General features: G+C 70.6%; 22 protein-coding genes. 13 read left to right on the plus strand and 9 right to left on the minus strand.

Annotated elements, in window-relative coordinates; all coding sequences use genetic code 11:
* Window positions 1–155 precede the first annotated feature (155 nt).
* Complete coding sequence (locus HDA39_RS38365) at window positions 156–1,391, minus strand: Nramp family divalent metal transporter (protein ID WP_184803735.1); 1,236 nt, start codon at window positions 1,389–1,391, stop codon at window positions 156–158.
* Window positions 1,392–1,529: 138 nt separating this feature from the next.
* Here HDA39_RS38365 and HDA39_RS38370 point away from each other — a divergent pair, with 138 nt between their 5' ends.
* Window positions 1,530–2,102 carry a sigma-70 family RNA polymerase sigma factor gene (locus HDA39_RS38370; protein WP_337926069.1) on the plus strand — a complete coding sequence of 191 codons (573 nt, stop codon included), beginning with the start codon at window positions 1,530–1,532 and terminating at the stop codon, window positions 2,100–2,102.
* 55 nt (window positions 2,103–2,157) lie between these two features.
* On the opposite strand, the gene HDA39_RS38375 is transcribed toward HDA39_RS38370, so the two are convergent.
* Window positions 2,158–2,724, minus strand: a complete 567-nt coding sequence (locus tag HDA39_RS38375; RefSeq protein WP_184803737.1) for a GtrA family protein — start codon at window positions 2,722–2,724, stop codon at window positions 2,158–2,160.
* 167 nt (window positions 2,725–2,891) lie between these two features.
* Here HDA39_RS38375 and HDA39_RS38380 point away from each other — a divergent pair, with 167 nt between their 5' ends.
* From HDA39_RS38380 to HDA39_RS38390, 3 genes are all read left to right on the plus strand, one after another.
* A complete protein-coding gene (locus tag HDA39_RS38380) occupies window positions 2,892–4,064 on the plus strand; it encodes a 5-(carboxyamino)imidazole ribonucleotide synthase (RefSeq protein ID WP_184803739.1) in 1,173 nt (390 codons plus the stop codon).
* Between the two features lie 10 nt (window positions 4,065–4,074).
* A complete protein-coding gene (gene purE / locus HDA39_RS38385) occupies window positions 4,075–4,572 on the plus strand; it encodes a 5-(carboxyamino)imidazole ribonucleotide mutase (RefSeq protein WP_184803741.1) in 498 nt (165 codons plus the stop codon).
* Between the two features lie 80 nt (window positions 4,573–4,652).
* Window positions 4,653–5,873 (plus strand): MFS transporter, encoded by a 1,221-nt coding sequence (locus HDA39_RS38390; RefSeq protein WP_184803743.1) that lies wholly within the window; start codon window positions 4,653–4,655, stop codon window positions 5,871–5,873.
* 33 nt (window positions 5,874–5,906) lie between these two features.
* On the opposite strand, the gene HDA39_RS38395 is transcribed toward HDA39_RS38390, so the two are convergent.
* Entirely contained in the window at window positions 5,907–7,247 is a 1,341-nt protein-coding gene (locus HDA39_RS38395; RefSeq protein ID WP_184803745.1) for a UDP-glucose dehydrogenase family protein, read from the minus strand.
* 134 nt (window positions 7,248–7,381) lie between these two features.
* Here HDA39_RS38395 and HDA39_RS38400 point away from each other — a divergent pair, with 134 nt between their 5' ends.
* Together HDA39_RS38400 and HDA39_RS38405 are read left to right on the plus strand one after the other, a co-directional pair.
* Window positions 7,382–8,545, plus strand: a complete 1,164-nt coding sequence (locus HDA39_RS38400; RefSeq protein ID WP_184803747.1) for an acyl-CoA dehydrogenase family protein — start codon at window positions 7,382–7,384, stop codon at window positions 8,543–8,545.
* Window positions 8,546–8,706: 161 nt separating this feature from the next.
* Window positions 8,707–11,466, plus strand: a complete 2,760-nt coding sequence (locus HDA39_RS38405; protein WP_184803749.1) for a BTAD domain-containing putative transcriptional regulator — start codon at window positions 8,707–8,709, stop codon at window positions 11,464–11,466.
* Between the two features lie 67 nt (window positions 11,467–11,533).
* On the opposite strand, the gene HDA39_RS38410 is transcribed toward HDA39_RS38405, so the two are convergent.
* Window positions 11,534–12,028 (minus strand): RICIN domain-containing protein, encoded by a 495-nt coding sequence (locus HDA39_RS38410; RefSeq protein ID WP_184803751.1) that lies wholly within the window; start codon window positions 12,026–12,028, stop codon window positions 11,534–11,536.
* Window positions 12,029–12,180: 152 nt separating this feature from the next.
* Here HDA39_RS38410 and HDA39_RS38415 point away from each other — a divergent pair, with 152 nt between their 5' ends.
* Window positions 12,181–12,813: a HutD/Ves family protein gene (locus HDA39_RS38415; RefSeq protein ID WP_184803752.1), complete on the plus strand. Its 633-nt coding sequence runs from the start codon at window positions 12,181–12,183 to the stop codon at window positions 12,811–12,813.
* A 72-nt stretch (window positions 12,814–12,885) separates the two neighbouring features.
* Here the strand turns inward: HDA39_RS38415 and HDA39_RS42855 are convergent, their stop codons facing one another.
* Entirely contained in the window at window positions 12,886–13,353 is a 468-nt protein-coding gene (locus HDA39_RS42855; RefSeq protein ID WP_337926070.1) for a MarR family winged helix-turn-helix transcriptional regulator, read from the minus strand.
* Between the two features lie 99 nt (window positions 13,354–13,452).
* Here HDA39_RS42855 and HDA39_RS38425 point away from each other — a divergent pair, with 99 nt between their 5' ends.
* Both HDA39_RS38425 and HDA39_RS38430 read left to right on the plus strand, forming a co-directional pair.
* Complete coding sequence (locus HDA39_RS38425; protein WP_184803756.1) at window positions 13,453–14,121, plus strand: class I SAM-dependent methyltransferase; 669 nt, start codon at window positions 13,453–13,455, stop codon at window positions 14,119–14,121.
* Window positions 14,122–14,139: 18 nt separating this feature from the next.
* Complete coding sequence (locus tag HDA39_RS38430) at window positions 14,140–14,832, plus strand: VOC family protein (protein WP_184803758.1); 693 nt, start codon at window positions 14,140–14,142, stop codon at window positions 14,830–14,832.
* Window positions 14,833–14,845: 13 nt separating this feature from the next.
* Here the strand turns inward: HDA39_RS38430 and HDA39_RS38435 are convergent, their stop codons facing one another.
* Window positions 14,846–15,727 carry an SDR family oxidoreductase gene (locus HDA39_RS38435; RefSeq protein WP_184803761.1) on the minus strand — a complete coding sequence of 294 codons (882 nt, stop codon included), beginning with the start codon at window positions 15,725–15,727 and terminating at the stop codon, window positions 14,846–14,848.
* An 84-nt stretch (window positions 15,728–15,811) separates the two neighbouring features.
* Here HDA39_RS38435 and HDA39_RS38440 point away from each other — a divergent pair, with 84 nt between their 5' ends.
* Window positions 15,812–16,390 carry a TetR/AcrR family transcriptional regulator gene (locus HDA39_RS38440; RefSeq protein WP_184803763.1) on the plus strand — a complete coding sequence of 193 codons (579 nt, stop codon included), beginning with the start codon at window positions 15,812–15,814 and terminating at the stop codon, window positions 16,388–16,390.
* On the opposite strand, the gene HDA39_RS38445 is transcribed toward HDA39_RS38440, so the two are convergent.
* A complete protein-coding gene (locus HDA39_RS38445) occupies window positions 16,379–17,293 on the minus strand; it encodes a LysR family transcriptional regulator (RefSeq protein WP_184803764.1) in 915 nt (304 codons plus the stop codon). The two genes, HDA39_RS38440 and HDA39_RS38445, sit on opposite strands and share 12 nt — an antisense overlap.
* A 76-nt stretch (window positions 17,294–17,369) precedes the next feature.
* Here HDA39_RS38445 and HDA39_RS43990 point away from each other — a divergent pair, with 76 nt between their 5' ends.
* Window positions 17,370–18,275, plus strand: coding sequence for an EamA family transporter (locus HDA39_RS43990; protein WP_184803766.1), 906 nt, complete (start codon window positions 17,370–17,372; stop codon window positions 18,273–18,275).
* On the opposite strand, the gene HDA39_RS38455 is transcribed toward HDA39_RS43990, so the two are convergent.
* The gene (locus HDA39_RS38455; protein WP_184803768.1) at window positions 18,235–18,618 is read right to left on the minus strand and encodes a hypothetical protein; all 384 of its coding nucleotides are present in this window, start codon (window positions 18,616–18,618) and stop codon (window positions 18,235–18,237) included. The two genes, HDA39_RS43990 and HDA39_RS38455, sit on opposite strands and share 41 nt — an antisense overlap.
* Before the next feature lie 79 nt (window positions 18,619–18,697).
* Here HDA39_RS38455 and HDA39_RS38460 point away from each other — a divergent pair, with 79 nt between their 5' ends.
* Entirely contained in the window at window positions 18,698–19,306 is a 609-nt protein-coding gene (locus HDA39_RS38460; RefSeq protein WP_184803770.1) for a TetR/AcrR family transcriptional regulator, read from the plus strand.
* A 175-nt stretch (window positions 19,307–19,481) separates the two neighbouring features.
* Window positions 19,482–20,636, plus strand: coding sequence for a hypothetical protein (locus HDA39_RS38465; RefSeq protein WP_184803772.1), 1,155 nt, complete (start codon window positions 19,482–19,484; stop codon window positions 20,634–20,636).
* A gap of 30 nt (window positions 20,637–20,666) precedes the next feature.
* Here HDA39_RS38465 and HDA39_RS38470 read toward each other — a convergent pair whose 3' ends face one another.
* Window positions 20,667–21,581 (minus strand): LysR family transcriptional regulator, encoded by a 915-nt coding sequence (locus HDA39_RS38470; RefSeq protein ID WP_184803774.1) that lies wholly within the window; start codon window positions 21,579–21,581, stop codon window positions 20,667–20,669.
* Between the last annotated feature and the right edge of the window lie 38 nt (window positions 21,582–21,619).

Below are 21,619 nucleotides of genomic sequence, written 5' to 3' on the forward strand. Positions count from 1 at the left end.
GCGAAATTGTGCAAATGACGAAATGTTCGGACCGGACTGATGCCGGTCGCGGGGATCGTCAGGCCGCGGCAGCATCAGCCCGGACACCGGCGGTGAGGCCGGCAGAAGTCGTTCGCACCCGGCGCCGCCGCGGATGGGTCATCGGGGCCAGAAGTTCAGCCGCGGACGGTGAGGACGATCAGTACGACGTTGAGCACGGACACCGCCGCGGCGACCAGACAGGCCAGCAAAGTAGTCCGCAGGCGGTTGACCAGGGCGCCCATCACCCGCCGGGACGCGGTGAGCCGGACCAGCGGCCAGAGCGCACAGGGAATCCCGAAGCTCAGCACGACCTGGGAGACGACCAGTGCCCGGCTCGGATCGATGCCGATGGCAAGGACAATCAGCGCGGGCAGCAGCGTGATCAGCCGCCGCACGGCGAGCGGCACGTGGCGTTGCCAGAACCCTTCCAGGATGACCGATCCGGCGTACGTGCCGACCGAGGACGACGCGAATCCGCTGGCCAGCAAGGCCAACGCAAACAGCAGAGCCGGTAGCTGGCCGAGCCGGTCGCCGATCGCCACGTGGGCGGCGTCGAGTGAGTCGGCGCCGGATCCGCTCAGTGCGGCGGCGGCGAGGACGACCATCGCCAGGTTCACCGCACCCGCCAGGGCCATCGCGACCCCGACATCGATCCGCGTTGCCCGCAGTACGCGCTGCTTGCCGGCGGCGGAGCGGATGGATTTCCAGTGCCGGTCGGTGACCAGGGCGCCGTGCAGCCAGATCGCGTGCGGCATCACGGTCGCGCCGAGCATCCCGGCCGCGAGGACCAGCGACTGGGTGCCGTCCAGTCGCGGGATCATCCCGTTCACGACCGCTCCGGCCGAGGGCTCGGCCCTGACGGTCGACACGACGAACCCGATCAGCACCACCGCGAGCAGTCCGATGATCGCGGCCTCGAACGGGCGCTGGCCGCGTTTCGACTGATAGATCAGCAATCCGAACGAGACCGCGCCGGTGATCACGCCACCCAGCAGCAGCGGTACGCCGAACAGCAGGTTCAGCGCGATCGCTCCACCCACGACCTCGGCCAGGTCGGTCGCGATGGCCACCAGCTCGGCCTGCGCCCACAACCCGCGCGAAGTCGTCGCCCGGAACTGCTCCCGGCACAACTGCGGCAGCGTCTTCCCCGTCGCGATACTCGCCTTCGCCGCCAAGTACTGCACGAGCACAGCCATCAGGTTCGCCCCGACGACCACCCAGCACAGCAGATACCCGTACGTCGCGCCCGCCGCGATGTTCGTCGCGAAGTTGCCCGGGTCCACGTAGGCCACCGCCGCCACGAACGCGGGCCCGAGCAGCAACAGGCTCGAACGGTTCAGCTGACGACGTAGCGGCGCCGGTGCGTACATGAACTCTCCCTGCGCTGGACTCGAAGCGTCCCCGGGCATTCGAAGCTACCCCGGCTCCGGATGGGAGGGACCCATCCGCCGGACCGCCGCTCCGAACGCGCTGCGTAAGGCACCGAACACCTACGGCAAGGAGCGACCGTGCCCGACCGGACGGCGCCTGTCGCTTGCCCAGAGATCGACGCGATCGAGCAGACGGTCCGGCGCGCCCAGTCCGGCGACGCCGCTGCTTTCGGGGAGCTGTACGACGCCTACGTCACGACCGTCTACCGCTATGTCCTGGCCAAGGTCTCGGCCGTGCCGGTCGCCGAGGACCTCACCAGCGAGACCTTCGTCCGCGCCCTCCGCAAACTCGACTCGTACTCCGCTCCCGGCGGCAACTTCGTCGCCTGGCTGCTGACCATCGCGCGGAACCTGATCTTCGACCACTACCGCTCCGGCTGGGTCCGACTGGCGGTCGTCACCGAAGAGATCGAGCCGGAGCGCGAGCCGTCGGCAGGGCCCGAGCAGGCCGCCCTCGCGGCCTTGAGCGCCGAGCTGGTCCGCCGCGCCGTCGGCGGGCTCGCCGACGACCAGCGCGAGTGCATCGTCCTGCGCTACTTCACCGGCCTGTCCATCGCCGAGACGGCCCAGACGATGGGCCGGACCGAGGGCGCGATCAAGCAGCTGCAGTGGCGGGCCACACGCCGGTTGCAGGCACTTCTCACCGAGTGAAACAGAAAGGCCCGGAACAGGTGTCCTGTTCCGGGCCTTCGGGAGTCTGTGGAGGTCAGCGCACCACGGGGAGGTCGCCGGTGTTCTCGGCGTCCAGGGCGGCGGGGGAGTCCGGGGCCTTGGCCTTGTGCTCGGCCTCGTCCAGCTCGATCTCCTCGCGGAAGACCCACTTGCGGTAGGACCAGAAGCGGAACAGCGTGCCCAGCCCGAGGCCGATCACGTTCGCCGAGATGTTGTCGGCCAGCGCGTTGTGCAGGTCCAGCACGTACCGGGAGAAGCCGAGGCAGCCGGCCGAGATCAGCAGGCCGATGCCGTTCAGCACGAAGAACAGCACGTACTCGCGGTGCAGCCCGGTGCGCTCGCGGTGCCGCCAGGTCCAGTGCCGGTTGCCCAGGTACGTCGCGACGGTGGCGACCGTGACCGAGATGAACTTCGCCGTCACCGGCCGGTCGTGCAGCATGCCGTCGCCGTGCGTCCCGAACACGACCAGCGGGTTGTCGAACACCAGCCAGTTGTAGATCGGCAGGTCGACGACCATGCCGAGCAGACCGACCAGCCCGAACTTGGCCACTTCGTGCACCAAGTGCTCGACCTGGCGGTACAGCGTGGAGAAGATCTTCAACGGACCAGTGGACTCTCTGTGAACGGACAACTGGCTGTGCACAGTCAGTGGGGCAGTCTTCACGGTACCCGTCGTGGGGGCCGACACGAAAATCGCCCGCGCGCCGGGGTGGCCGCCCGCTCCCGGGTGATGTAAGCGGCGCGATCGGAAACCACTAGGCTCGGGCCGTGAAGTTCGAGCGTAAGGATCTCCCGGTCGGGACCCCCGTGGTGGGCATGGTCGGCGGCGGTCAGCTGGCCAGGATGACGCAGGAGTCGGCGGTCGCGCTGGGGATCCAGCTGCGGGTGCTGGCCGAGGGCCCGGCCGTGTCGGCGGCGCAGGCGGTGGCCGACGCGCCGGTCGGCGACTACCGCGACCCGGCGACGGTCACGGCGTTCGCCGCGGAGGCGGACGTCGTCACTTTCGACCACGAGCACGTGCCGACCGAGCTGCTCCGCGCACTGGAGGCCGCCGGCGTCGCCGTACGGCCCGGTCCGGACGCGCTCGTGCACGCACAGGACAAGGCGGTGATGCGGCAGCGCCTGGACACCATCGACGCGCCCTCGCCGGCCCACCAGGTGGTCGCGACGCCGGCCGAGGTCGCCGACTTCGCCAAGCGCGTCGGCGGGTTCCCGATCATCCTCAAGACCACCCGCGGCGGGTACGACGGCAAGGGCGTGTGGGTCGTCGACGGTCCCGAGGACGCCGCGGTCGCGCAGGCGTTCGGGTCCGGCGTACCGATCCTGGCCGAGGAGAAGGTCGACTTCGTCCGCGAGCTGTCCGCGATCGTCGCCCGCAGCCCGCACGGCCAGGCCGTCGCCTACCCGGTCGTCGAGTCGGTCCAGAAGGACGGCATCTGCGTCGAGGTGACCGCGCCGGCTCCCGGACTCGACCCGGACCAGGCCGCGCAGGCGCAGCAGACCGCGCTGCGGATCGCCGGTGAGCTGGGCGTGGTCGGCATCCTCGCGGTCGAGATGTTCGAGGCGCGCGACGGCCGGCTGCTGGTCAACGAGCTCGCGATGCGCCCGCACAACACCGGCCACTGGTCGATCGAGGGCGCGGTCACGAGCCAGTTCGAGAACCACCTGCGCGCCGTCCTGGACCTGCCGCTGGGGTCGCCGGCCGCGCGGGCGCCGTACACGGTGATGGTGAACGTGCTCGGCGGGGACGTCGAGGACATGCACCTGGGACTGCTGCACTGCATGGCGCGCGATCCGGGGCTGAAGGTGCACTTCTACGGCAAGTCCGTGAAGCCGGGCCGCAAGGTCGGGCACGTCACGGCGTACGGCGACGACCTGGACGCGGTGCGCGAACGCGCGCGGCACGCCGCGGCGTACCTGACCGGCACGATCGACGAGTGAGGAACCGGCCATGACCGTGGGCATCGTGATGGGGTCGGACTCCGACTGGCCGGTGATGAAGGCCGCGGCGGAGGTGTGCGCGGAGTTCGGCGTGACCTTCGAGGCGGACGTGATCTCCGCGCACCGGATGCCGGTGGAGATGATCGAGTACGGACGGCAGGCGCACGGCCGCGGGCTCAAGGTGCTGATCGCCGGCGCCGGTGGCGCGGCGCACCTGCCCGGCATGCTCGCGGCGGTCACGCCGCTGCCGGTGATCGGCGTACCAGTGCCGCTGAAGTACCTGGACGGGATGGACTCGCTGCTGTCGATCGTGCAGATGCCGGCCGGTGTCCCGGTGGCGACGGTCTCGATCGGCAACGCCCGCAACGCGGGACTGCTGGCGGTCCGGATCCTGGCCGCGCACGACCCCGGGCTCCTGCAGAAGATGACCGACTTCCAGGACTCGCTGGCGGAGCTGGCCAAGGCCAAGGGCAGCGCGGTGCGTGAGGGCGCGGAAGAGCTGCGTTAAGGCCGCCCTCAGACGGTTTTCCACACCGTCGGGGCGGGTAGCCGTGAGTTCCCAACCATTGTCGTCTAAGGTCGTCGATCGTGACTCCGCCCGCAGAACCGGATACTGAGCGCATCCCGATCCGCTACTGGATCTGGCTGCTCGGCGCGGCTGTGTCCTTGCTCGGGGACATCGCGATGAGTTTCGCCATCGGATGGTCGGCCAGTCACTACGGTGGGCAGGTCGCCGGCCTGGTGCTCCTGTTCGCCGCGGCGCCCCGCGCGGCGCTGCTGCTGATCGGCGGCGCGATCGGTGATCGCTTCGGTGCCCCGCGCGTCCTGCTGGTGAGTTGTACGGCGATGTTCGCGCTCACGGCGGCGCTGGTCCCGGTGACGATCGCCATCGACGAGCCGGTCACCTTGCTGCTCGTCACCGCCTTGCTGGTCGGCGTGATCGACGCGTTCTTCCTTCCGTCGTCGCGTTCCATGCCGCGGCTGCTGGTCCCCGCGGCTCAGATTCCGCGGGCGATGGCCAGCTTCCAGGTCACCGGCATGGTCTTCGCCGTACTCGGTGCGGCCGTCGGTGGCGCCTTGGTCGGCTGGGCGGGACTGACCGCGGCGGCCGGTTTCGACGCCCTGACCTTCGCGGTGATGATCGTGGTGCTCCTGGTCATGGGCCGGGCGATCGCGCCGCCCCCCGCGCCGACCACGGGCATGTTCCGCTCCATCGCCGAAGGCGTGAAGGTGGCCTTCGGACGTCCGTTGACGCGGACCCTGCTGATCACCATGACCCTGGCCGCGGGCTTGCTGATGCCCATGGACGCGTTGCTGCTGCCGCTGCTGGCCCGGGACCACGGCTGGGACGCGGGCCGTGCCTCGCTGCTGATCGCGGTCCGGAGCCTCGGCGTCGGCGCGATCGCCCTGCGCATCCTGATGCGCGGCTCGTTCCAGCGACCTGGCCTGGTGGCCGGGCTGGGGCTGCTGCTGGCGTCGATCGGGTTCGTCGGCCTCGCCGTCTTCGATCCGCTGCCCCTGGCGATGGCCGCGGCGATCATCAGCGGTATCGGGGTCGGTACCTTCACCGGCCACCTGCTGCCGCTGCTGATGACCTCGGTCGAGAAGGCGTACCAATCCCGGCTGCAGTCGGTCGTGGTGCTGTGCCAGAGCCTGGCGCTGGTGGTGATGAACCCGGTGCTCGGCTTCTTCGCCGACCTGGACGCGGTCGGCATCACGGGAGTCTGTCTGGGTATCGGTGTCCTGACCGCCCTGATCGGCTTCTTCGCTCTCTCCCGCCCGGTCATGCGTAACGCGACCGTCGCCTGACCCCGGACGCCCCGGGGTCTTCGGGATGGTGAGTCAGGGCTTGCCCGGGGCCCGGTAGGTCCAGCCCGCCGCGCGCCACTGGGCCGAGTCGAGCAGCAGCCTCGCGTCGAGGATCACGGGCGTGTCCACGACGTCCTTCAGCGTGACCGGGTCGAGCGCGCGGAACTCCGGCCACTCGGTCAGGTGCAGCACCAGGTGCGCGTTCTCGCACGCCTCGAGGGCCGAGCCGGCGTACCGCAGGGTCGGGCGGACGCGGCGTGCGTTCTCCATCGCCTCCGGGTCGTACACGGTGACGGTCGCGCCGTGCAGCTGGATCCGGCCGGCGATGTCGAGTGCGGGCGAGTCCCGGACGTCGTCGGTGCCGGCCTTGAAGGCGGCGCCGAGCACGGTCACGTTGCGGCCGACCCAGGCGGCGCCGAGCAGTTCGTGGGTGACGTCGACGATCCGCGCCCGGCGCCGGTAGTTGATGTCGTCGACCTCGCGGAGGAACGTGATGACCTCCTCGACCCCGAGCTCACCGGCCCGGGCCATGAAGGCGCGCAGGTCCTTGGGCAGGCAGCCGCCGCCGTACCCGGGGCCGGCGTTCAGCATGCCGCGGCCGATCCGCTTGTCGAAGCCGAGTGCGTCGGCCAGTTGCGTCACGTCGGCGCCGGTCGCGTCGGCCATCTCCGACAGCGCGTTGATGAACGAGATCTTCGTGGCCAGGAAGGCGTTCGCGCCGCCCTTGACCAGCTCGGCGGTCGGCAGGTTGCAGACCACGACCGGCGTTCCCTCGGCGAGCGGCGTCGCGAACACCTGCCGCAGCGTCGCCTCGGCCTCAGGAGTCTGTACGCCGAACACCAGGCGGTCCGGGTGCAGCGTGTCGTCGACGCCGTGCGCCTCCCGCAGGAACTCCGGCTGCCAGGCGATCTCGACGCCGGCCCCGGCCGGGGACTCGGCGTGGAACCGCTGCTCGACCAGCTTCGACGTACCGACCGGGACGGTCGAGCGCCCGACGACGAGCGTCGGCCGGGTCAGCAGCGGCGCGAGCATGTCGACGACCGAGTTGACCTGCGCGAGGTCGGCGGCGTCGCTGCCCTCGGTCTGCGGGGTCCCGACGCAGATGAAGTGGACGTCGGCCCAGTCGGCGATCTCGCGGTAGTCCTTGGTGAACCGCAGCCGCCCGGAGTCGACGTGCTTCTTCAGCAGCGGGTCCAGCCCCGGCTCGTACAGCGGGGCCTTGCCGTCGTTGAGCAGCTTCAGCCGGTGCTCGTCGATCTCGACGCCGATCACGTCGAAGCCGAACTCGGCCATACCCGCGGCGGTGTTCGCGCCGAGGTAGTTGGTCCCGATCACCGCGATCCGCAGCGAGCCGGTGGGCGTGCCTTCAGTCATGCGGGCGACTCTACCGACGCGACTTTCCGGTCGGTGAACGGCGCTGGTCGGCCCGGTGCCGGTGGGTGCGCCGTACGTCACGTTCCGGTGCCGGCGGCTCCCGGTCCGCGGCGATCCGTCGTAGATTGAAACTCGTGAGTAACTCATTCGACCTGTACGCGCTGTCCGAGGAGCACGACGCGATCCGGGCGGCGGTCCGCGACGTCTGCGACGCCAAGGTGGCCCCGCACGCCGGGGACGTCGACGAGCTCGCCGAGTTCCCGAAGGCGTCGTACGACGCGCTCAAGGCCTCGGACTTCCACGCCCCGCACATCCCGGAGGCCTACGGCGGCGCCGGCGCGGACGCGCTGGCCACGGTGATCGTGATCGAGGAGGTGGCCCGCGCCTGCGCGTCCACCTCGCTGATCCCCGCGGTGAACAAGCTCGGCACGCTGCCGCTGCTGCTGTCGGCGTCCGAAGAGGTCAAGCAGCGCTACCTGCCGCCGGTCGCGTCCGGCGACGCGATGTTCTCGTACTGCCTGTCCGAGCCGGAAGCCGGTTCGGACGCGGTGTCGATGAAGACCCGCGCGGTCGCCGACGGCGACGACTTCGTGCTGAACGGCGTGAAGCGCTGGATCACCAACGCCGGCGTCAGCGACTACTACACGGTCTTCGCGGTGACCGATCCCGACGCCCGCTCGAAGGGCATCTCCGCCTTCGTGGTCGAGAAGGCCGACGAGGGCGTGTCCTTCGGCGCCCCGGAGAAGAAGCTCGGCATCAAGGGGTCGCCGACCCGCGAGGTGTACTTCGACAACGTCCGGATCCCGGCGTCGCGGATGATCGGCGACCCGGGCACCGGCTTCGGCACGGCGATGGCGACGCTCGACCACACCCGCGTCACGATCGCCGCCCAGGCGCTCGGCATCGCGCAGGGTGCGCTCGACTACGCGCTCGGGTACGTCAAGGAGCGCAAGCAGTTCGGCAAGGCGATCGCGGAGTTCCAGGGCCTGCAGTTCATGCTCGCCGACATGGGCATGAAGCTCGAGGCCGCCCGCCAGCTCACGTACGCCGCGGCCGCCCGCTCCGAACGGGGAGACGCGGATCTCACCTACTTCGGCGCCGCCGCCAAGTGCTTCGCCTCCGACGTCGCGATGGCCGTCACCACCGACGCCGTCCAGCTCCTCGGCGGCTACGGCTACACCCACGACTACCCGGTCGAACGCATGATGCGCGACGCCAAGATCACCCAGATCTACGAAGGCACCAACCAGGTCCAGCGCATCGTGATGGCCCGGCAGCTGCTGAAGGGCCTGGGCTGAGTCGACCCGCTCGGTGCGCGATCACGCAGTACGGGAGGGCAGAGAAGCCGCCTGACGGTCGATGACCGCCATCCGTCGACCGGCCGCGTTTGTAAGGTGCGGGCCACGGGGGTGGTGGCTGGATGGGGCGTCAGCGGGTTCAGATCGCGTTACTCGGTCCGGTGGACGTTGTCGTCGACGGGCAGTCTGTCGGTGTGCCCCGTGGGCGGGTCGCGGCTCTGCTCGCCGTGCTGTCCTTGTCGCCGGGCCGGCGGATCGCCGCCACGACGCTGGCCGAGCGGGTCTGGGGAGAGCAACTGCCGGCGGATGTCGCGGCCAGCGTGCACACCGGGGTGTCACGGCTGCGTGGAGTCCTGGGCCACGAGGCGATCAGTACGTCGACGGGCGGCTACATGCTCGACGTGGAGGCCTGCGCCGTCGATGTGATGCGTTTCGTCCAGTTGCTCGACCTGGCCGGGCGGTGTCAGCAGCCGGAGAAGGAGCGGGAGTTGCTTCTCGAAGCGCTGGCCCTGTGGCGCGGTACGCCGTTCGAGCTGACGCCGTCCGAGTGGCTGATCCAGTCGCAGCAGGTCTCGCTGATCGAACGCCGGCTGGTGGCGGTCGAGCGGCTGGCCGACCTGGAAGTGGCCGCCGGCCGGGCGGCCGCCGTCGTCCCGCAGCTCCGTGATCTCGTGGGTGACCATCCGCTGCGCGAGTCGTCGTGGACGCGGCTGCTCGTCGCACTGGACGGAGCCGGGCGCCCGGTCGAGGCGCTGTCGGCGTACGAGTCGATGCGGGCGGGGATCGCGCGGGAGCTGGGGGTTGATCCTGGCCCGGAGTCGCAGCGCATGTACGCCGATCTGCTGGCCGGTGTCCGGTTGTGCGGCTCGGTGCCGGCGGGTGCTCAGGTGCCGACCGCACAGCAACTGCCGGCCGAGGTCGAGGACTTCGCCGGCCGGCGTACCGTGTGCCGCCGGCTCCACGAGCTGCTCGAACAGTTCGAGCAACGGCCGGACGGTGTCACACTGATCGCGATTCACGGTCCGGGTGGGGTCGGCAAGACCGCGCTGGCCGTGCACTGGGCCTGGCGGGTCCGGGACCGGTTCCCGGGCGGCCAGCTGTACATCGACCTCCGCGGTCACAGCCCCGGCGACCCGATGGACCCGGCGGCGGCGCTGGAGCTGATGTTGCGCGGGCTCGGCGTACCCGGTGAGCAGGTGCCCGAGGGAGTCGACGCGCGCGGCGCCTTGCTGCGTACGACGCTCGCCGCGCGACGGGTGCTCATCGTCCTGGACAACGCCCGCGACTCGGACCACGTTCGGCCGTTGCTGCCCGGCGCGGGCTGCGTCGTGATCGTGACCAGCCGCAGCCAGTTGCGCGGGCTCGCGGCCCGCGAGCATGCCCACCGGATCGGACTCGACGTACTGCCCGCCAAGGTCGCGCAACTGTTCCTCGCCGGGCGGCTGAAGCGACAGGAAGTTGCCGTGGACAACGAGTTGCTGGCGAGGCTGGCCGAGCTGTGCGGACACCTGCCGTTGGCGCTCACGGTCGCGGCCGAGTGCGCTGGACGGCACCCGGACAGCCCGCTCGCCGAACTGGTCGCGCAACTCCAGGACGAGCAGCAGCGCCTCGACGTACTGGACAGTGGTGAGGACCTGCCGACCAGTCTCCGCGCCGTCATGTCGTGGTCGTACCATGCGCTGGATGCCGACGCCGCCCGGCTGTTCCGGCTGCTCGCCCTCCATCCTGGTGCGGACATCGCGCCGCCAGTGGCCGCGGCGCTGGCCGGGCTGAGCCAACGGGAGACCACCCGGCTGCTCGACCGGCTGGCCGAGACGCATCTGATCGGATCGCCGCGGTTCCGCTCCTACACGATGCATGACCTGGTCCGTCTGTACGCCGCGGAACAGGGTGCCGTCGACGATCCGGCTGACCAGCGTGACGCCGCCGTACGACGCCTGTACCGGTGGTACGCCCGGTCGGCGATCCGTGCCGGCGTTGCGGTGTGGGGGAGCCAGGCCGGGGGCGACCTGGAGCCGGGCTCCGGCACCGAGGCGCTGAGCTTCGCCGACGACCAGGCGGCCATGGCGTGGTTCTGCGCCGAGCAGCACACGTTGCTTGCCCTGATCAACGGTGCAGGCCGGCTCGGTCTCGACGAAGACCTGGTCCGGCTGAGCCGTGCGCTGTCGGTCTATGTCGACCTCAGCCGTGCTCCCGTCGACGTCAGATCGCTGCAACAGTCCGCGCTGGCGGCCGCTCGGACTCTCGGTGACTCGCGCTCCGCCGCGCATCTACTGATCCTGCTCGGCCGCACCCATCATCGGCTCGCGGAGCCCGGCCCTGCCCTGCGCTGCTTCGAGTCGGCCCGCACCCTCCACAACGCGCTGGCCGACGGTTCGGGTGAGTCTGCCGCGCTCGGCAACCTGGGCATCGTCCGGTGGCAGCTCGGCAAGCACGACCGCGCGATCGGCGACCTCGAGTGCTCGATCGAGGTCGCCCGCCGGCACGGCTCGAACGATCGTGCCGCCGCGGCCCTGCACACACTCTCCTCGGTGTACGTCGATGTCGGCCGGCTCGCGGACGCGGAGTCGGCCGCCACCGAAGCGGTGCGGCTGTGGCGGGGGACCGGCCTGACCTTGCGGGAGCACATCGTGCTGGACAGCCTCGGGTCGATCCGCTTCGCCCGGGGCGATCGGGGCAGCGCGATCGACTGCTACGAGCGGGCGCTGCGCGTCTTCCGGGAGACGGGCAGCCACTGGTGGATCGCGCAGACGCTGCGCAATCTCGGCCGGGTCCAGCGGATCGAGGATCAGCCGAGTGCTCGCGCCGTCGTCGAGGAGGCGCTCAGAGTCCTTGACGAGACCGGATCGGCGGACTGTCCACAACTGTCGAGGGCTGAGCTGCACGGCCTGCTCGACGAGTTGGCGGACGACGCACCCTGACCATGGGCGGGCCGTCGCCCGGTGCTGCCCAGCTCCCCCGTAGAGCCGGGCAGCAACGACAGGCGGTCTAGTTCCAGTGCTGCGACGTCGTCGCGGCGCAGGGCTTCAGCTGCAGGTCGTTCGCGTAGGTGTCGTGCAGGCAGTAGCCGTAGGCCTCGTTCCTGAACTTGATGTAGCCGCTGCCGGCCTGGATGACTTCCCAGCTCTGCGCTTCTGAGCTGTTGCAGGTCTGCGGCACGGCGCGTCCTCGGCCACCGTCGGCGACGCACTTGCCGGTGTGGACGTTCTGCAACCGCACCGTCTTGTCCCTCCAGGTTCGGACCCGCCACTTCTGCTGGTTCGCGTCGAGGGTCGGCATGGTGCGGACGTTGCCGGTGGCAAGGTTGTCGTCGAGGCGCTGGCCGGTGTGCCGGTTCTTGTAGGTTTCGATGGGATCCGCGGTGACCTGCGCTCCGGCCTCACGGTGACCGTCGGCCGGGGACATGGCCTGGGCGCTCGCGATCGGCACCGTCAGGGCGGACGCCATGACGATGGACCCTACGAGGGCGCGTAGCTTCGACATCACGTGCTCCTTTCTGCTGGCGACCGTCGAGGATCCTCCCCCGAGTGGCGGGCGCCGCTGAGCAGCCTCGCCCACGCCCCTAACACCCACCTGACAGAAGCCTGACAAGGCTCATCGCCCCCTACGGCGTCATCGGGGTGGTGCTCCGTAGGATGGCGGCAACCGAAAACGAGGGTTGGGAACGAATGCGCTTGCAGCGGGCCTCCGAGCAGCACCGGGTCGCGTGGCGCAACGGCGCCGGCCTGACGACCGAACTGGCCGGCGATCCACCGGGTGGCGGTTCCGCGGCGGAGTTCGCCTGGCGCGTGAGCCTGGCCGAGGTCACCGAGGACTGCGACTTCTCACTCTTCCCGGACGTCGACCGGACGATCGTCCTGGTCGAAGGTGAGGCGTTGTCCCTTGAGCTGCAAGGGATTGAGCACATCCTCACGCCGTACGAACCCTTCCGCTTCGACGGCGCCATCGAGGTTCGGTGCCGCGTGGCGGGCCCGACGCGCGATCTCAATGTGATGACCAGGCGCGGCCAGGCACATGCCACCGTGGCGGTCGAGCATCTGGTACCCGGCCAAGCCCCACTCGCGCTCCCCAAGGCAGACCCTCTGGTGCTCGTCTGCCTGGCCGGATCCGTCACCCTCCGGGCCACGAACGCCTCCGTGGCGTTGACCGTTGGCGACGTCGCCGAGCTCGACGAGCCAGTGCATGCCATGGGCAACGGTCGCGTCGCCGTCGTTCGGATCGGAACCGGGGGCTCGAGCGAGATCGGTCCGGGGGCCGAGGGGGCCTAGCGCGCCGGTGGTCAGATCGATCGGCGTGCGGCCTTCGACCGTTGGTCGGGGAGATCGTCGGACGGGAACGGCTCAGTGGGAGCGCTGGTTCTCGACGACGGCGCGGAAGTCGGCGAGGAAGCGGTCGTACGCCTTCGGGCCCAGGGACTGGCGGTGGCGGTCGCCGATCTCGGCCATGATCGCGTCGGCGGTGTCCATCTCGGCGCGGCCGCGGGGGGTGGGGACCAGGAGCTTGGCGCGGCGGTCGGCCGGGTCGGGACGGCGTTCGACGTAGCCGAGGGCTTCGAGCTCGTCGACGTTCTTGCCGACGACCTGTTTGTGCTGGCCGGACAGGCGGGCGAGCTCGGTCGCGCGGATGCCGTCGACGCGCAGGTAGGCCAGTACGGCGCCGTGCCGGGGCGCGAGGTCGTCGTAGCCTTCCTGGTGGAGCCGCCGGAAGAGCTCGCCCTGGACCGAGAACAGCAACCGGCCGGCGAGAACGCCCAGGTCGGTTGCCTCGTCGCGGCGTTCGCCGTCCTTCGGCGCACCGCTGTCGGTCACGCTGCCTCCTCGAGTCCCAGGTTGGTAGCACCTTACAAGACCCGCTCGGCCCCGCCCGGGTGCTCGGGCGGAGCGGAGACCCGTCGGTACTGTCGCACCATGTCTCCCGCGCTCCAGACAACCTTGGCCGCTGTGGGTCGCTTCTGTGACGCCCATCCTTGGTCCCACAACGACGCCTATGCCGCGCTCGTCCTCCACCATGCGCGTCGGGTCCGCGCGGCCGGTGGGACGGAGGCCCTGGACGTCGGCTGCGGGACAGGGAACCTCGTACGCCGGCTCGCGGGCGTCTTTCCCGCGGTCACCGGGATCGAGCGCGATGTCCCGACCGCGGAGCTGGCTCGGCGTACGACGGCGAACTTCGCCAACGTCCGCATCCTGACCCAGCCGTTCGACGAGACGCACCAGGACCGCTACGACCTCATCACCTTCGTGGCGGTGCTGCATCATCTGCCGTTGCAGGCCACGCTCGAGAAGGCGCGCGACCTGCTGCGCCCCGGTGGTCGACTCGTCGTGGTCGGCGTCAGCCGGGAATCGCCCGCGGACCTTCCCTGGTCGATCGCCTCGCTGATCCTGAACCCGATCGTCGGTGCTGTCGTCCACCCACGACGATCGACCACCACCCCACCGCAGATGACCGCGCCGACCGCCACGCCCGAGGAATCGTTCGAGGAGATCGCCCGCACCGCGGAAGGCATCCTGCCCGGCGTACGGCTGAGACGAGCCCTGTTCTGGCGCTACACCTTGACCTGGACCGCCCCGCCGACCTGACCCTGCGAGGATGCGGTCATGGAACAGGTCTTGAGTCGGCAGGAAGCGTCGGACGCGGTCCAGGACGCCGGGTGGCGCTTCTTGCTGGGCGCCTTGCGGACGTCGGTCCCGGTCGGGTCGCTGGCTCGGGCGATCGGCCTGGCAGCGGACGCTGTCGCGGTGTGCGGCGACGACGCCGACCAGCACCTTCGGGCCGACGCCCGCCCCGATCGGGTCGTGCTCACGCTGCAGTCGGTGGAGCACGCGGCGGTGACCACGCTGGATGTCGAGCTCGCGCTGCGGATCTCGGCCGTCGCGGACCGGGCCGGGCTGGCGACGGACCCCGAGATCGGAACTGAGGCACCCCACTCCGTTCAGATCCTGGAGATCGCGATCGATGCGCTGGACATCGCCGGGATCCGGGAGTTCTGGAAGGCGGTGCTGGGCTACGCCGGCGAGGCGGGTGCCGAGGGACCGAAGGATCCACTCGTCGACCCGGTCGGGCAGGGTCCGGCCCTCTGGTTCCAGCAGATGGACCAGGCCCGCCCGCAACGCAATCGGATCCACTTCGACATCTGTGTTCCGCACGACGAAGCACCCCGGCGCGTCGAGGCCGCACTGGCGGCCGGCGGCCACCTGGTGTCCGCGACGCGCGCCCCCGCGTTCTGGGTGCTGGCCGACCAGGAGGGGAACGAAGCCTGCGTCACCACCTGGCAGGGACGCGACGGCTGATCAGTCGGCCGGGTCAGGGCTGGAGGTTCTCCAGGTCCTCGAGCAGGCTGGGGTGGGTGGGGTGCCAGTCGAGGGCCTGCTGGGTGTGGGCGCTGGAGGACGGCTGGTCCATCGCGAAGATCGGGCCGATCGGGCCGAAGGTCTCCTCGGGGACCGGCTTGACCGGCAGGCCCAGTCGCCGGCCGATCACCGTGGCGATGTCGCGGACGGCGTCGCCTTCGTCGGCGACGGCGTGCCAGGAGGTCCCGGCCGGTGCGTTCTCCAGTGCCAGGCGCAGGAGGGTGGCGGCGTCGAGTGCGTGCACGGCCGGCCAGCGCTGCGTGCCGTCGCCCGGGTAGCCCGAAACGCCTGTCTGGCGGGCGATCTGGGTCATCAGGCCCGCGAAGCCGCCGTCGCCTTGGTTGTGGACGGTTCGCGGCATGCGGACCGCCGAGCTTCGGACGCCTCGCGCGGCCAGGTCGAGGGCCGCGACGACCGCGCGACCGCGACCGCCGACCGGGCCGTCGGTCACCGCCCCGTCGGTCTCGACGGAGGCGCGATCCGGTACGGCGGGAGTGCCCGAGACGACGACCAGCGGACGATCGCTGCCGACCAGCTCCTCGCCCAGTGCCGCGATGGCGGCGCTCTCATCCTCGACCGCACGGGTGAGAGCCTCGGGGCTGCTGAAGTCGTTGCTGAACGCGAGGTGGATCACTCCGTCGGTCCGCGCGGCGCCGGCGCGGAGGACGTCGAGGTCGCCGAGGCCGCCACGCAGCGGCTCGGCGCCGGCCTTCTCGGCGGCCAGCGCGGAGGCGTCGGAGCGGACGAGCGCGAGCACGGTGTGGCCGTTGCCGAGCAGCTCGGCGACGGCGGCGGAACCGATCAGGCCGGTGCCGCCGGTGACGAAGACGTGCATGGAACCCTCCTGAGGTGATGGGACTCTTGTCTCATCAACGTAGCAGACTGATGGGACAAAACTCCCATCGCCTAGGATGGGTCCATGGCGAGATGGGAACCAGGGGCACGCGAGCGGCTTGTCGTCGCGGCTCTCGACCTGTTCACCGAGCAGGGGTACGACACCACGACCGTCGCCCAGATCGCCGAGCGCGCCGGGGTCACCAAGAGCACCTTCTTCCGGTACTTCCCCGACAAGCGCGACCTGCTGGTGGCCGGGCAGGAGGCCCTGAGCCGGCTGCTGACCGAAGGCATCGCCGACGCGCCCGAAGGCGCCACCCCGCTGGCCGCCGTCGCGGCCGGGCTCGAGCGCGCGTCGGGCGCGATGGGCCCGCTGAACCGCGACCTCGGCCCGCGCTTGAAGGCGGCCATCGCCGCGAGCACCGAGCTCCAGGAACGCGACGCGCTCAAGAGCGTCGGGCTCGCTGCCGCGATGACCACCGCCCTGATCGCCCGCGGCGTGCCTGACCCGATCGCGCACCTGGCCGGCGAGTTCGGGGTACTCGCCTTCAAGCAGGGGTACGCCGAGTGGTCCGAGGCCGATCACGAGACCGGCGACGACCTGGCGCCGTACACGCTGGCCGCCCTCGAATCACTCCGGGCGGCGACGGGTTCACTGGGCTGAGGCCGTTTGCAGGGCGGCGGTGTGCAGGGCAGCGGCGACCGCTTCGATGGCGGGAGTCCTGGTGGCTCGGGTGAGCAGGAAGACCTCGCGGTCGATCGGGCCTTCGGCGGTCGGCCGGACGGCGACACCCGGTACGCCGTACCCGAGGACCAGGTCGGGCAGTAGTGCGCAGGCGCCGGCGGTGCGGACCATCTCGACGAGGATGAGAAAGTCGTCGGAGGCGTAGCGCAGGTCGGGCTCGAAATGGCCGAGGTCGCGGCAGGCGCGGATCTGCATGTCGCGGTGACCGGTGCCGGGTTGGCAGGCGCCCCAGCGGGCGCCGGACAGGTCGGCCATGTGGACTTTCGCCTTGCCTGCTTGGGGATGCGACTCGGGGAGGACGAGACGGACCTGCTCGCGGACCAGCGGCTCGCGGGTCAGGTCGAGGTGGACCGGGCGCGGCTGGCCGGAGTACTCGTCGCCGACGACGGCATCCAGCTGGCGCAGGCGCAGGGCCGGGATCGACTCCTCGACCTCGGCTTCGGTCACCTCGACGCGGACGCCGGGATGGCTCTCCGCGAGCGCGGCGACAGCGGGGGCGACGATGCGGAGGAAGGCCGACTGGAACGCCGACACCCGGACGACGCCGGCCGGGTGGCCCGCGGCGATGGCGGCGACCTCGGCCTCGGCGGCTTCCAGGCCGTCGAGCAGGACGGCCGCGTGGCGGACCAGCGCCTGGCCGGCGTCGGTGAGGCGGACGTTGCGGCCGGTCCGTTCGAGCAGCTTGGCGCCGGCTTCGCGTTCGAGTACGGCGAGCTGCTGGGAGATCGCGCTGGGCGTGTAGCCGAGTGCTTTCGCGGCGCCGTGCATCGTCCCGCGGGCGTGCAGCTCACGGAGCAGGCGGAGTCTTCGCAGATCGAGCATCGTTCATCAAATCTACTGGGTGTCATGCAGAAACGTGAGATGGACGTGAACAGTTGAGCGCTGCGAGCATCGGCGGGTGGGTGCTTTCCTCTGTCTCCTGTCCGCCGTCTGCTTCGGTGCCATGGCGATCTTCGGCAAGCTCGCGTACGACGCGGGCGTCGACGTCGGCGATCTGTTGCTCGTGCGCTTCGGCGTCGCCGCCGTCCTGCTGCTCGTCGTCGCCGGTACGACGGGCGCGCTGCGCGGCGTACCGCGCCGTTCGCTGGTCGCCGGTCTCGCGATGGGCGGGATCGGCTACGCGACGCAGTCCGGGCTGTTCTTCGGCGCGCTGGAGAAGATCGACGCCTCGCTGCTGGCGCTGATCCTGTACGCGTACCCGGCGCTGGTGACGGTCGGCGCGATCGCCTTCGGACGCGAGCGCGCGTCGGCGCGGAGGGTCGCCGCGCTGCTGATCGCCTCGGCCGGTACGGCGCTGGTCCTGGGCGGTGCGGCGTCCGGGAGCCTCGACCCGGTGGGCGCCGCGATGGGCTTCGGCGCCGCTCTCGCCTACACGGTCTACATCCTGGCGGGCGACCGCGTCGGCGGCGGAGGTCAGGGCGGGGCCGGGATTCCGCCGATCGCGCTGTCGTCTCTGGTGTGCACCGGCGCCGCCTGCACGTTCGCCGCTTTCTCCGCCGTACAGGGCGGTCCGCGCCTCGACTTCGCCCCCAGCGGCTGGCTCTGGCTGACCGCGATCGCCGTGGTCAGCACCGTCGCCGCGGTCCTGACCTTCTTCGCCGGACTGGCCCGCGTCGGCCCGTCCGCGGCGTCGATCCTGTCCACGCTCGAACCGGTCGTCACAGTGTTGCTGGCGGCAACGATCTTCGGCGAGTCCCTGGGTCCCGTCCAGCTCCTCGGCGGAGCGGTCGTGCTCACGGCCGTCCTGGTGGTCCAGTGGCCGGTCAGTCGCGCGCGGGAACCCGGGCTGCTCGTCCACGGCTGACGAAGTACGCGGCGATGAAGGCGACCGAGGCCGCGACGATCACGCCGGCGAGGGCCGGGTGCATGTCCTTGGACAGGCTCGGCGCGCGGTCGGGTCCGATCGCCCACGCGGCGAGCGGGATCGCGTACGCCGTCGCCAGCGCGATCGCCCACCAGCGGAGCGCGCGGAGGCGGGCGTTGCGGAAGGTGCCGGCGACGAGGACGGCGACCGGGACGACGGCCAGCATCGCGAACTGGCCGACGACCATCACCGGGACGGCGAAGGCGGAGATGATCACGGCGCGCGAGCGGCGCCGGGCGGGTTCCGTGGTGGGCTGAGTGGTCGGGCGGGCGGTGGCGAACATGGCTGCTCCTCAGTGGTTACGGATCTAAAGTTACAGCCGTAACCTTACGTCCTGAGTTAACAGCTGTAAAGTAGTCGGCATGGAACAGCGCACACGGAGCCGGCGGGGCGAAGGCGGGCGGCTGCGGGACGAGATCGTGGTCGCCGCGGCCCGGCTGCTCGATCAGGAGGCGGGGGAGCAGGCGGTGACGCTGCGCGCGGTCGCCCGCGAGGCCGGGATCACCGCGCCGTCGATCTACCCGCACTTCGCCGACCGGGACTCGATCCTGCTCGCCGTCGCGGAGCAGGCCTTCGCCGAGCTGGAGGCGCACCTGCGCGTCGTGCCGCCGGACCTCGGGCCGGCCGAGCGGCTGCGGGCGATCTGTACGGCGTACCTGGCGTACGCGCAGGAGAAGCCGAACCGCTACCGGATCATGTTCGGCGCGGTGTGGAGTGCGCCGAAGTCGCTCGAACGGGTCCCGGACCTGGCGATTCAGGACCTGGGGATGAACGCGTTCGACGTGCTGCGGGGGGCGATGGTCGCGTGCGTCGACGCCGGTACGTCGCGGAGTGTCGATCCAGCGGCGGACGCAGCCGCCGTCTGGGCCGGGCTGCACGGTCTGGCCCAGCTGCGTGTCGCGGCGTCGCTGTTCCCTTGGCCGCGGGACCTCGAAGCCGTGCTCGTCCAGCGCCTGGCGCTCCTGAACTGACTCACACCGGGTGACAACCCGCACACTCCGCGGGGCCGAAATCGAAAAGTTTCGGGTTATCCCCATTGCGCTGAGTGGTCGATTGGATACATGCTGCGGAAGGTTGTAAGCAGCAACTGTCGTGCGGCTCGTGAGGGAGCTCTGCTCCAGCCGCTGACCGGACCGAGGAGATCCGATGACCTTCCGCCCCCGCCCCCTCGTGCTCGCCACCCTGAGCTCGTTCGCCCTGGTCGCCGCCGCCGCAGGCGGTGCCGTCGCCGCGGCCGCGCCGGACGACGCGGCCGCCGTACCCCAGCTCGCAGCGACCGACACCGACGGCGACTCGCTCCCCGACGCCTGGGAGACCAACGGCTACGACGCCAACGGTGACGGCGTGATCGACGTCGACCTGCCCGGGATGGGCGCGACGCCGGACAAGAAGGACCTGTTCGTCGAGATGGACTACATGGACGGCCGCCTGGCCAGTACGGCGGCGCTCGACCGGATCGTGCAGAGCTTCGCGAACGCGCCGATCAGCAACCCCGACGGCAGCACCGGGATCCGGATCCACCTCGACGCCGGCTCCGCGCGCGGTACGGCGTACGACCTCGGCGGCGGCAACCAGGTGCCGTACGACAGCAACCTGCAGCCGGCCGAGCAGCAGACCGACGCGATCAAGTCGACGAACTTCGCCTCGGCCCGTAAGGCGGTCTTCCACTACATGCTCTGGGCCGACGACTACGACAACAGCTGCAGCAGCGGCAACGCGTTCGCGATCCCGAACGACACGTTCATCGTGACGATGGGCCCGAAGTGCAGCTGGACCGTCACCGAGAACATGAACGTCGGCACCTTCATCCACGAGCTCGGTCACGACCTCGGCCTGACCCACGGCGGGTCGGACTCGGTGAACTACAAGCCGAACTACCTCAGCGTGATGAACTACCACTTCCAGTTCGACGGCGTCCCGCGGACCAGCGGCGCGAACTGGTTCAGCTACTCGAACTTCGCCCCGCCGGCGCTGACCGAGACCAGCCTGAACGAGTCGAGCGGCCTGGGCAGCGCCGCCTCGACCTGGAAGACCAAGTGGAAGTGCCCCGACAACAGCACCCGGACGTCGGGCGCGGCCAACCTCGGCATCGACTGGAACTGTGACGGCGACGCCGTCGACACCGCGTCCGCCGACATCAACCGCGACGGCAGCCGGACGACGCTCACCACGCAGAACAACTGGGCCAACATCCGCTTCGGCGGTGGCGACGTCGGCGGCGGCGCCTCGCAGAACAAGGTGAAGACCCCGGCGCACGAGCTGAAGGAAATGACCCAGCAGGAGTACGAGCACGAGCACTAGGTCCCGGTACGACGAAGGAGCGCCGACCGGTCAGGTCGGCGCTCCTTCGTCGTACGCCCGAGAGGTCCGGCGAAGACCTTCCAGCACCGCGAGCACGGCCGGCCGTGGTGGAGCGCCGCGGCGTACGACAGCCGTGATCGCCCGGGTCACCGGTACGACGAGGGGCCGGGTCGCGACGCGGTAGCGAGGATCGACCGCGAGACTCGGCAGCATCGCGATCGACAGACCGGCCTCGACGTGCCGCAACAGGGTCGAGTAGTTGCTGAACCGGCCGACCACCCGGGGCTCGAAGCCGGCCTGCCGGCACAGCCGGGTGGTCAGGTTCGCCATGTACGACTGGGGACGGTCGAAGGCCCACTGCTCACCGGCGTACGCCGCGAGGTCGACCGGTCCGCGACCCGCCGCCGGGTGGTCCGGCGGGACGACGAGCACGATCAGGTCGGTGGTCAGCGGGAGCAGGTCGAGGTCGGACCCGAGCGGCTCCTCGACGAAGTCGGTGGTCGTGACGATCAGGTCGGCGTCGCCGCCGCGCAGCGCGGCCAGGCTCTCGTGCGGCTCCAGCTCCAGCACCTCGATCTCCAGTTGCGGGTGCGACCGGGCCAGCCGGGTGACCGCGGGGACGGCCAAGGTGTGGATGGCGCTCTGGAACACCCCGAGCCGCACCAACCCGGCCGGCTCGGTGCCGAAGCTGCGCAGTTCCGCCTCGACCGCGTCCATGTGGTCGAGGATCGCCTGCGCCCGGCGGGCCAGGATCAGCCCCGCCGGAGTGAGCCGGACCCGGCGACCGGCCCGCTCCAGCAGTTGCGTCCCGGTCTCCACCTCGAGCAGCGCGAGCTGCTGCGACACGCTCGACGCGCTCAGGTCCAGCGCCGCGGCGACGGCCCGGATCGTCCCGTGGGTCTCCAGCCGGTTCAGCAGCCTCAGCCGCCAGGGGTTGAGCGTCATACCGGTCATTGTTGTACGGAATTTCCGAACACCACGTG

Origin of the sequence: Kribbella italica (genome assembly GCF_014205135.1) — a bacterium.
GTDB lineage: Bacteria > Actinomycetota > Actinomycetes > Propionibacteriales > Kribbellaceae > Kribbella > Kribbella italica.

What these genes read in the sequence shown, in the direction of transcription:
- HDA39_RS38365 (WP_184803735.1), bottom strand. Translation starts at nt 1,391, where the DNA reads ATGTACGCACCGGCGCCGCTACGTCGTCAGCTGAACCGTTCGAGCCTG.
- purE (WP_184803741.1), top strand. Translation starts at nt 4,075, where the DNA reads ATGACCGTGGGCATCGTGATGGGGTCGGACTCCGACTGGCCGGTGATG.
- HDA39_RS38395 (WP_184803745.1), bottom strand. Translation starts at nt 7,247, where the DNA reads ATGACTGAAGGCACGCCCACCGGCTCGCTGCGGATCGCGGTGATCGGG.
- HDA39_RS38410 (WP_184803751.1), bottom strand. Translation starts at nt 12,028, where the DNA reads ATGTCGAAGCTACGCGCCCTCGTAGGGTCCATCGTCATGGCGTCCGCC.
- HDA39_RS38415 (WP_184803752.1), top strand. Translation starts at nt 12,181, where the DNA reads ATGGCGGCAACCGAAAACGAGGGTTGGGAACGAATGCGCTTGCAGCGG.
- HDA39_RS38425 (WP_184803756.1), top strand. Translation starts at nt 13,453, where the DNA reads ATGTCTCCCGCGCTCCAGACAACCTTGGCCGCTGTGGGTCGCTTCTGT.
- HDA39_RS38430 (WP_184803758.1), top strand. Translation starts at nt 14,140, where the DNA reads ATGGAACAGGTCTTGAGTCGGCAGGAAGCGTCGGACGCGGTCCAGGAC.
- HDA39_RS38435 (WP_184803761.1), bottom strand. Translation starts at nt 15,727, where the DNA reads ATGCACGTCTTCGTCACCGGCGGCACCGGCCTGATCGGTTCCGCCGCC.
- HDA39_RS38440 (WP_184803763.1), top strand. Translation starts at nt 15,812, where the DNA reads ATGGCGAGATGGGAACCAGGGGCACGCGAGCGGCTTGTCGTCGCGGCT.
- HDA39_RS38445 (WP_184803764.1), bottom strand. Translation starts at nt 17,293, where the DNA reads ATGCTCGATCTGCGAAGACTCCGCCTGCTCCGTGAGCTGCACGCCCGC.
- HDA39_RS38455 (WP_184803768.1), bottom strand. Translation starts at nt 18,618, where the DNA reads ATGTTCGCCACCGCCCGCCCGACCACTCAGCCCACCACGGAACCCGCC.
- HDA39_RS38460 (WP_184803770.1), top strand. Translation starts at nt 18,698, where the DNA reads ATGGAACAGCGCACACGGAGCCGGCGGGGCGAAGGCGGGCGGCTGCGG.
- HDA39_RS38465 (WP_184803772.1), top strand. Translation starts at nt 19,482, where the DNA reads ATGACCTTCCGCCCCCGCCCCCTCGTGCTCGCCACCCTGAGCTCGTTC.
- HDA39_RS38470 (WP_184803774.1), bottom strand. Translation starts at nt 21,581, where the DNA reads ATGACGCTCAACCCCTGGCGGCTGAGGCTGCTGAACCGGCTGGAGACC.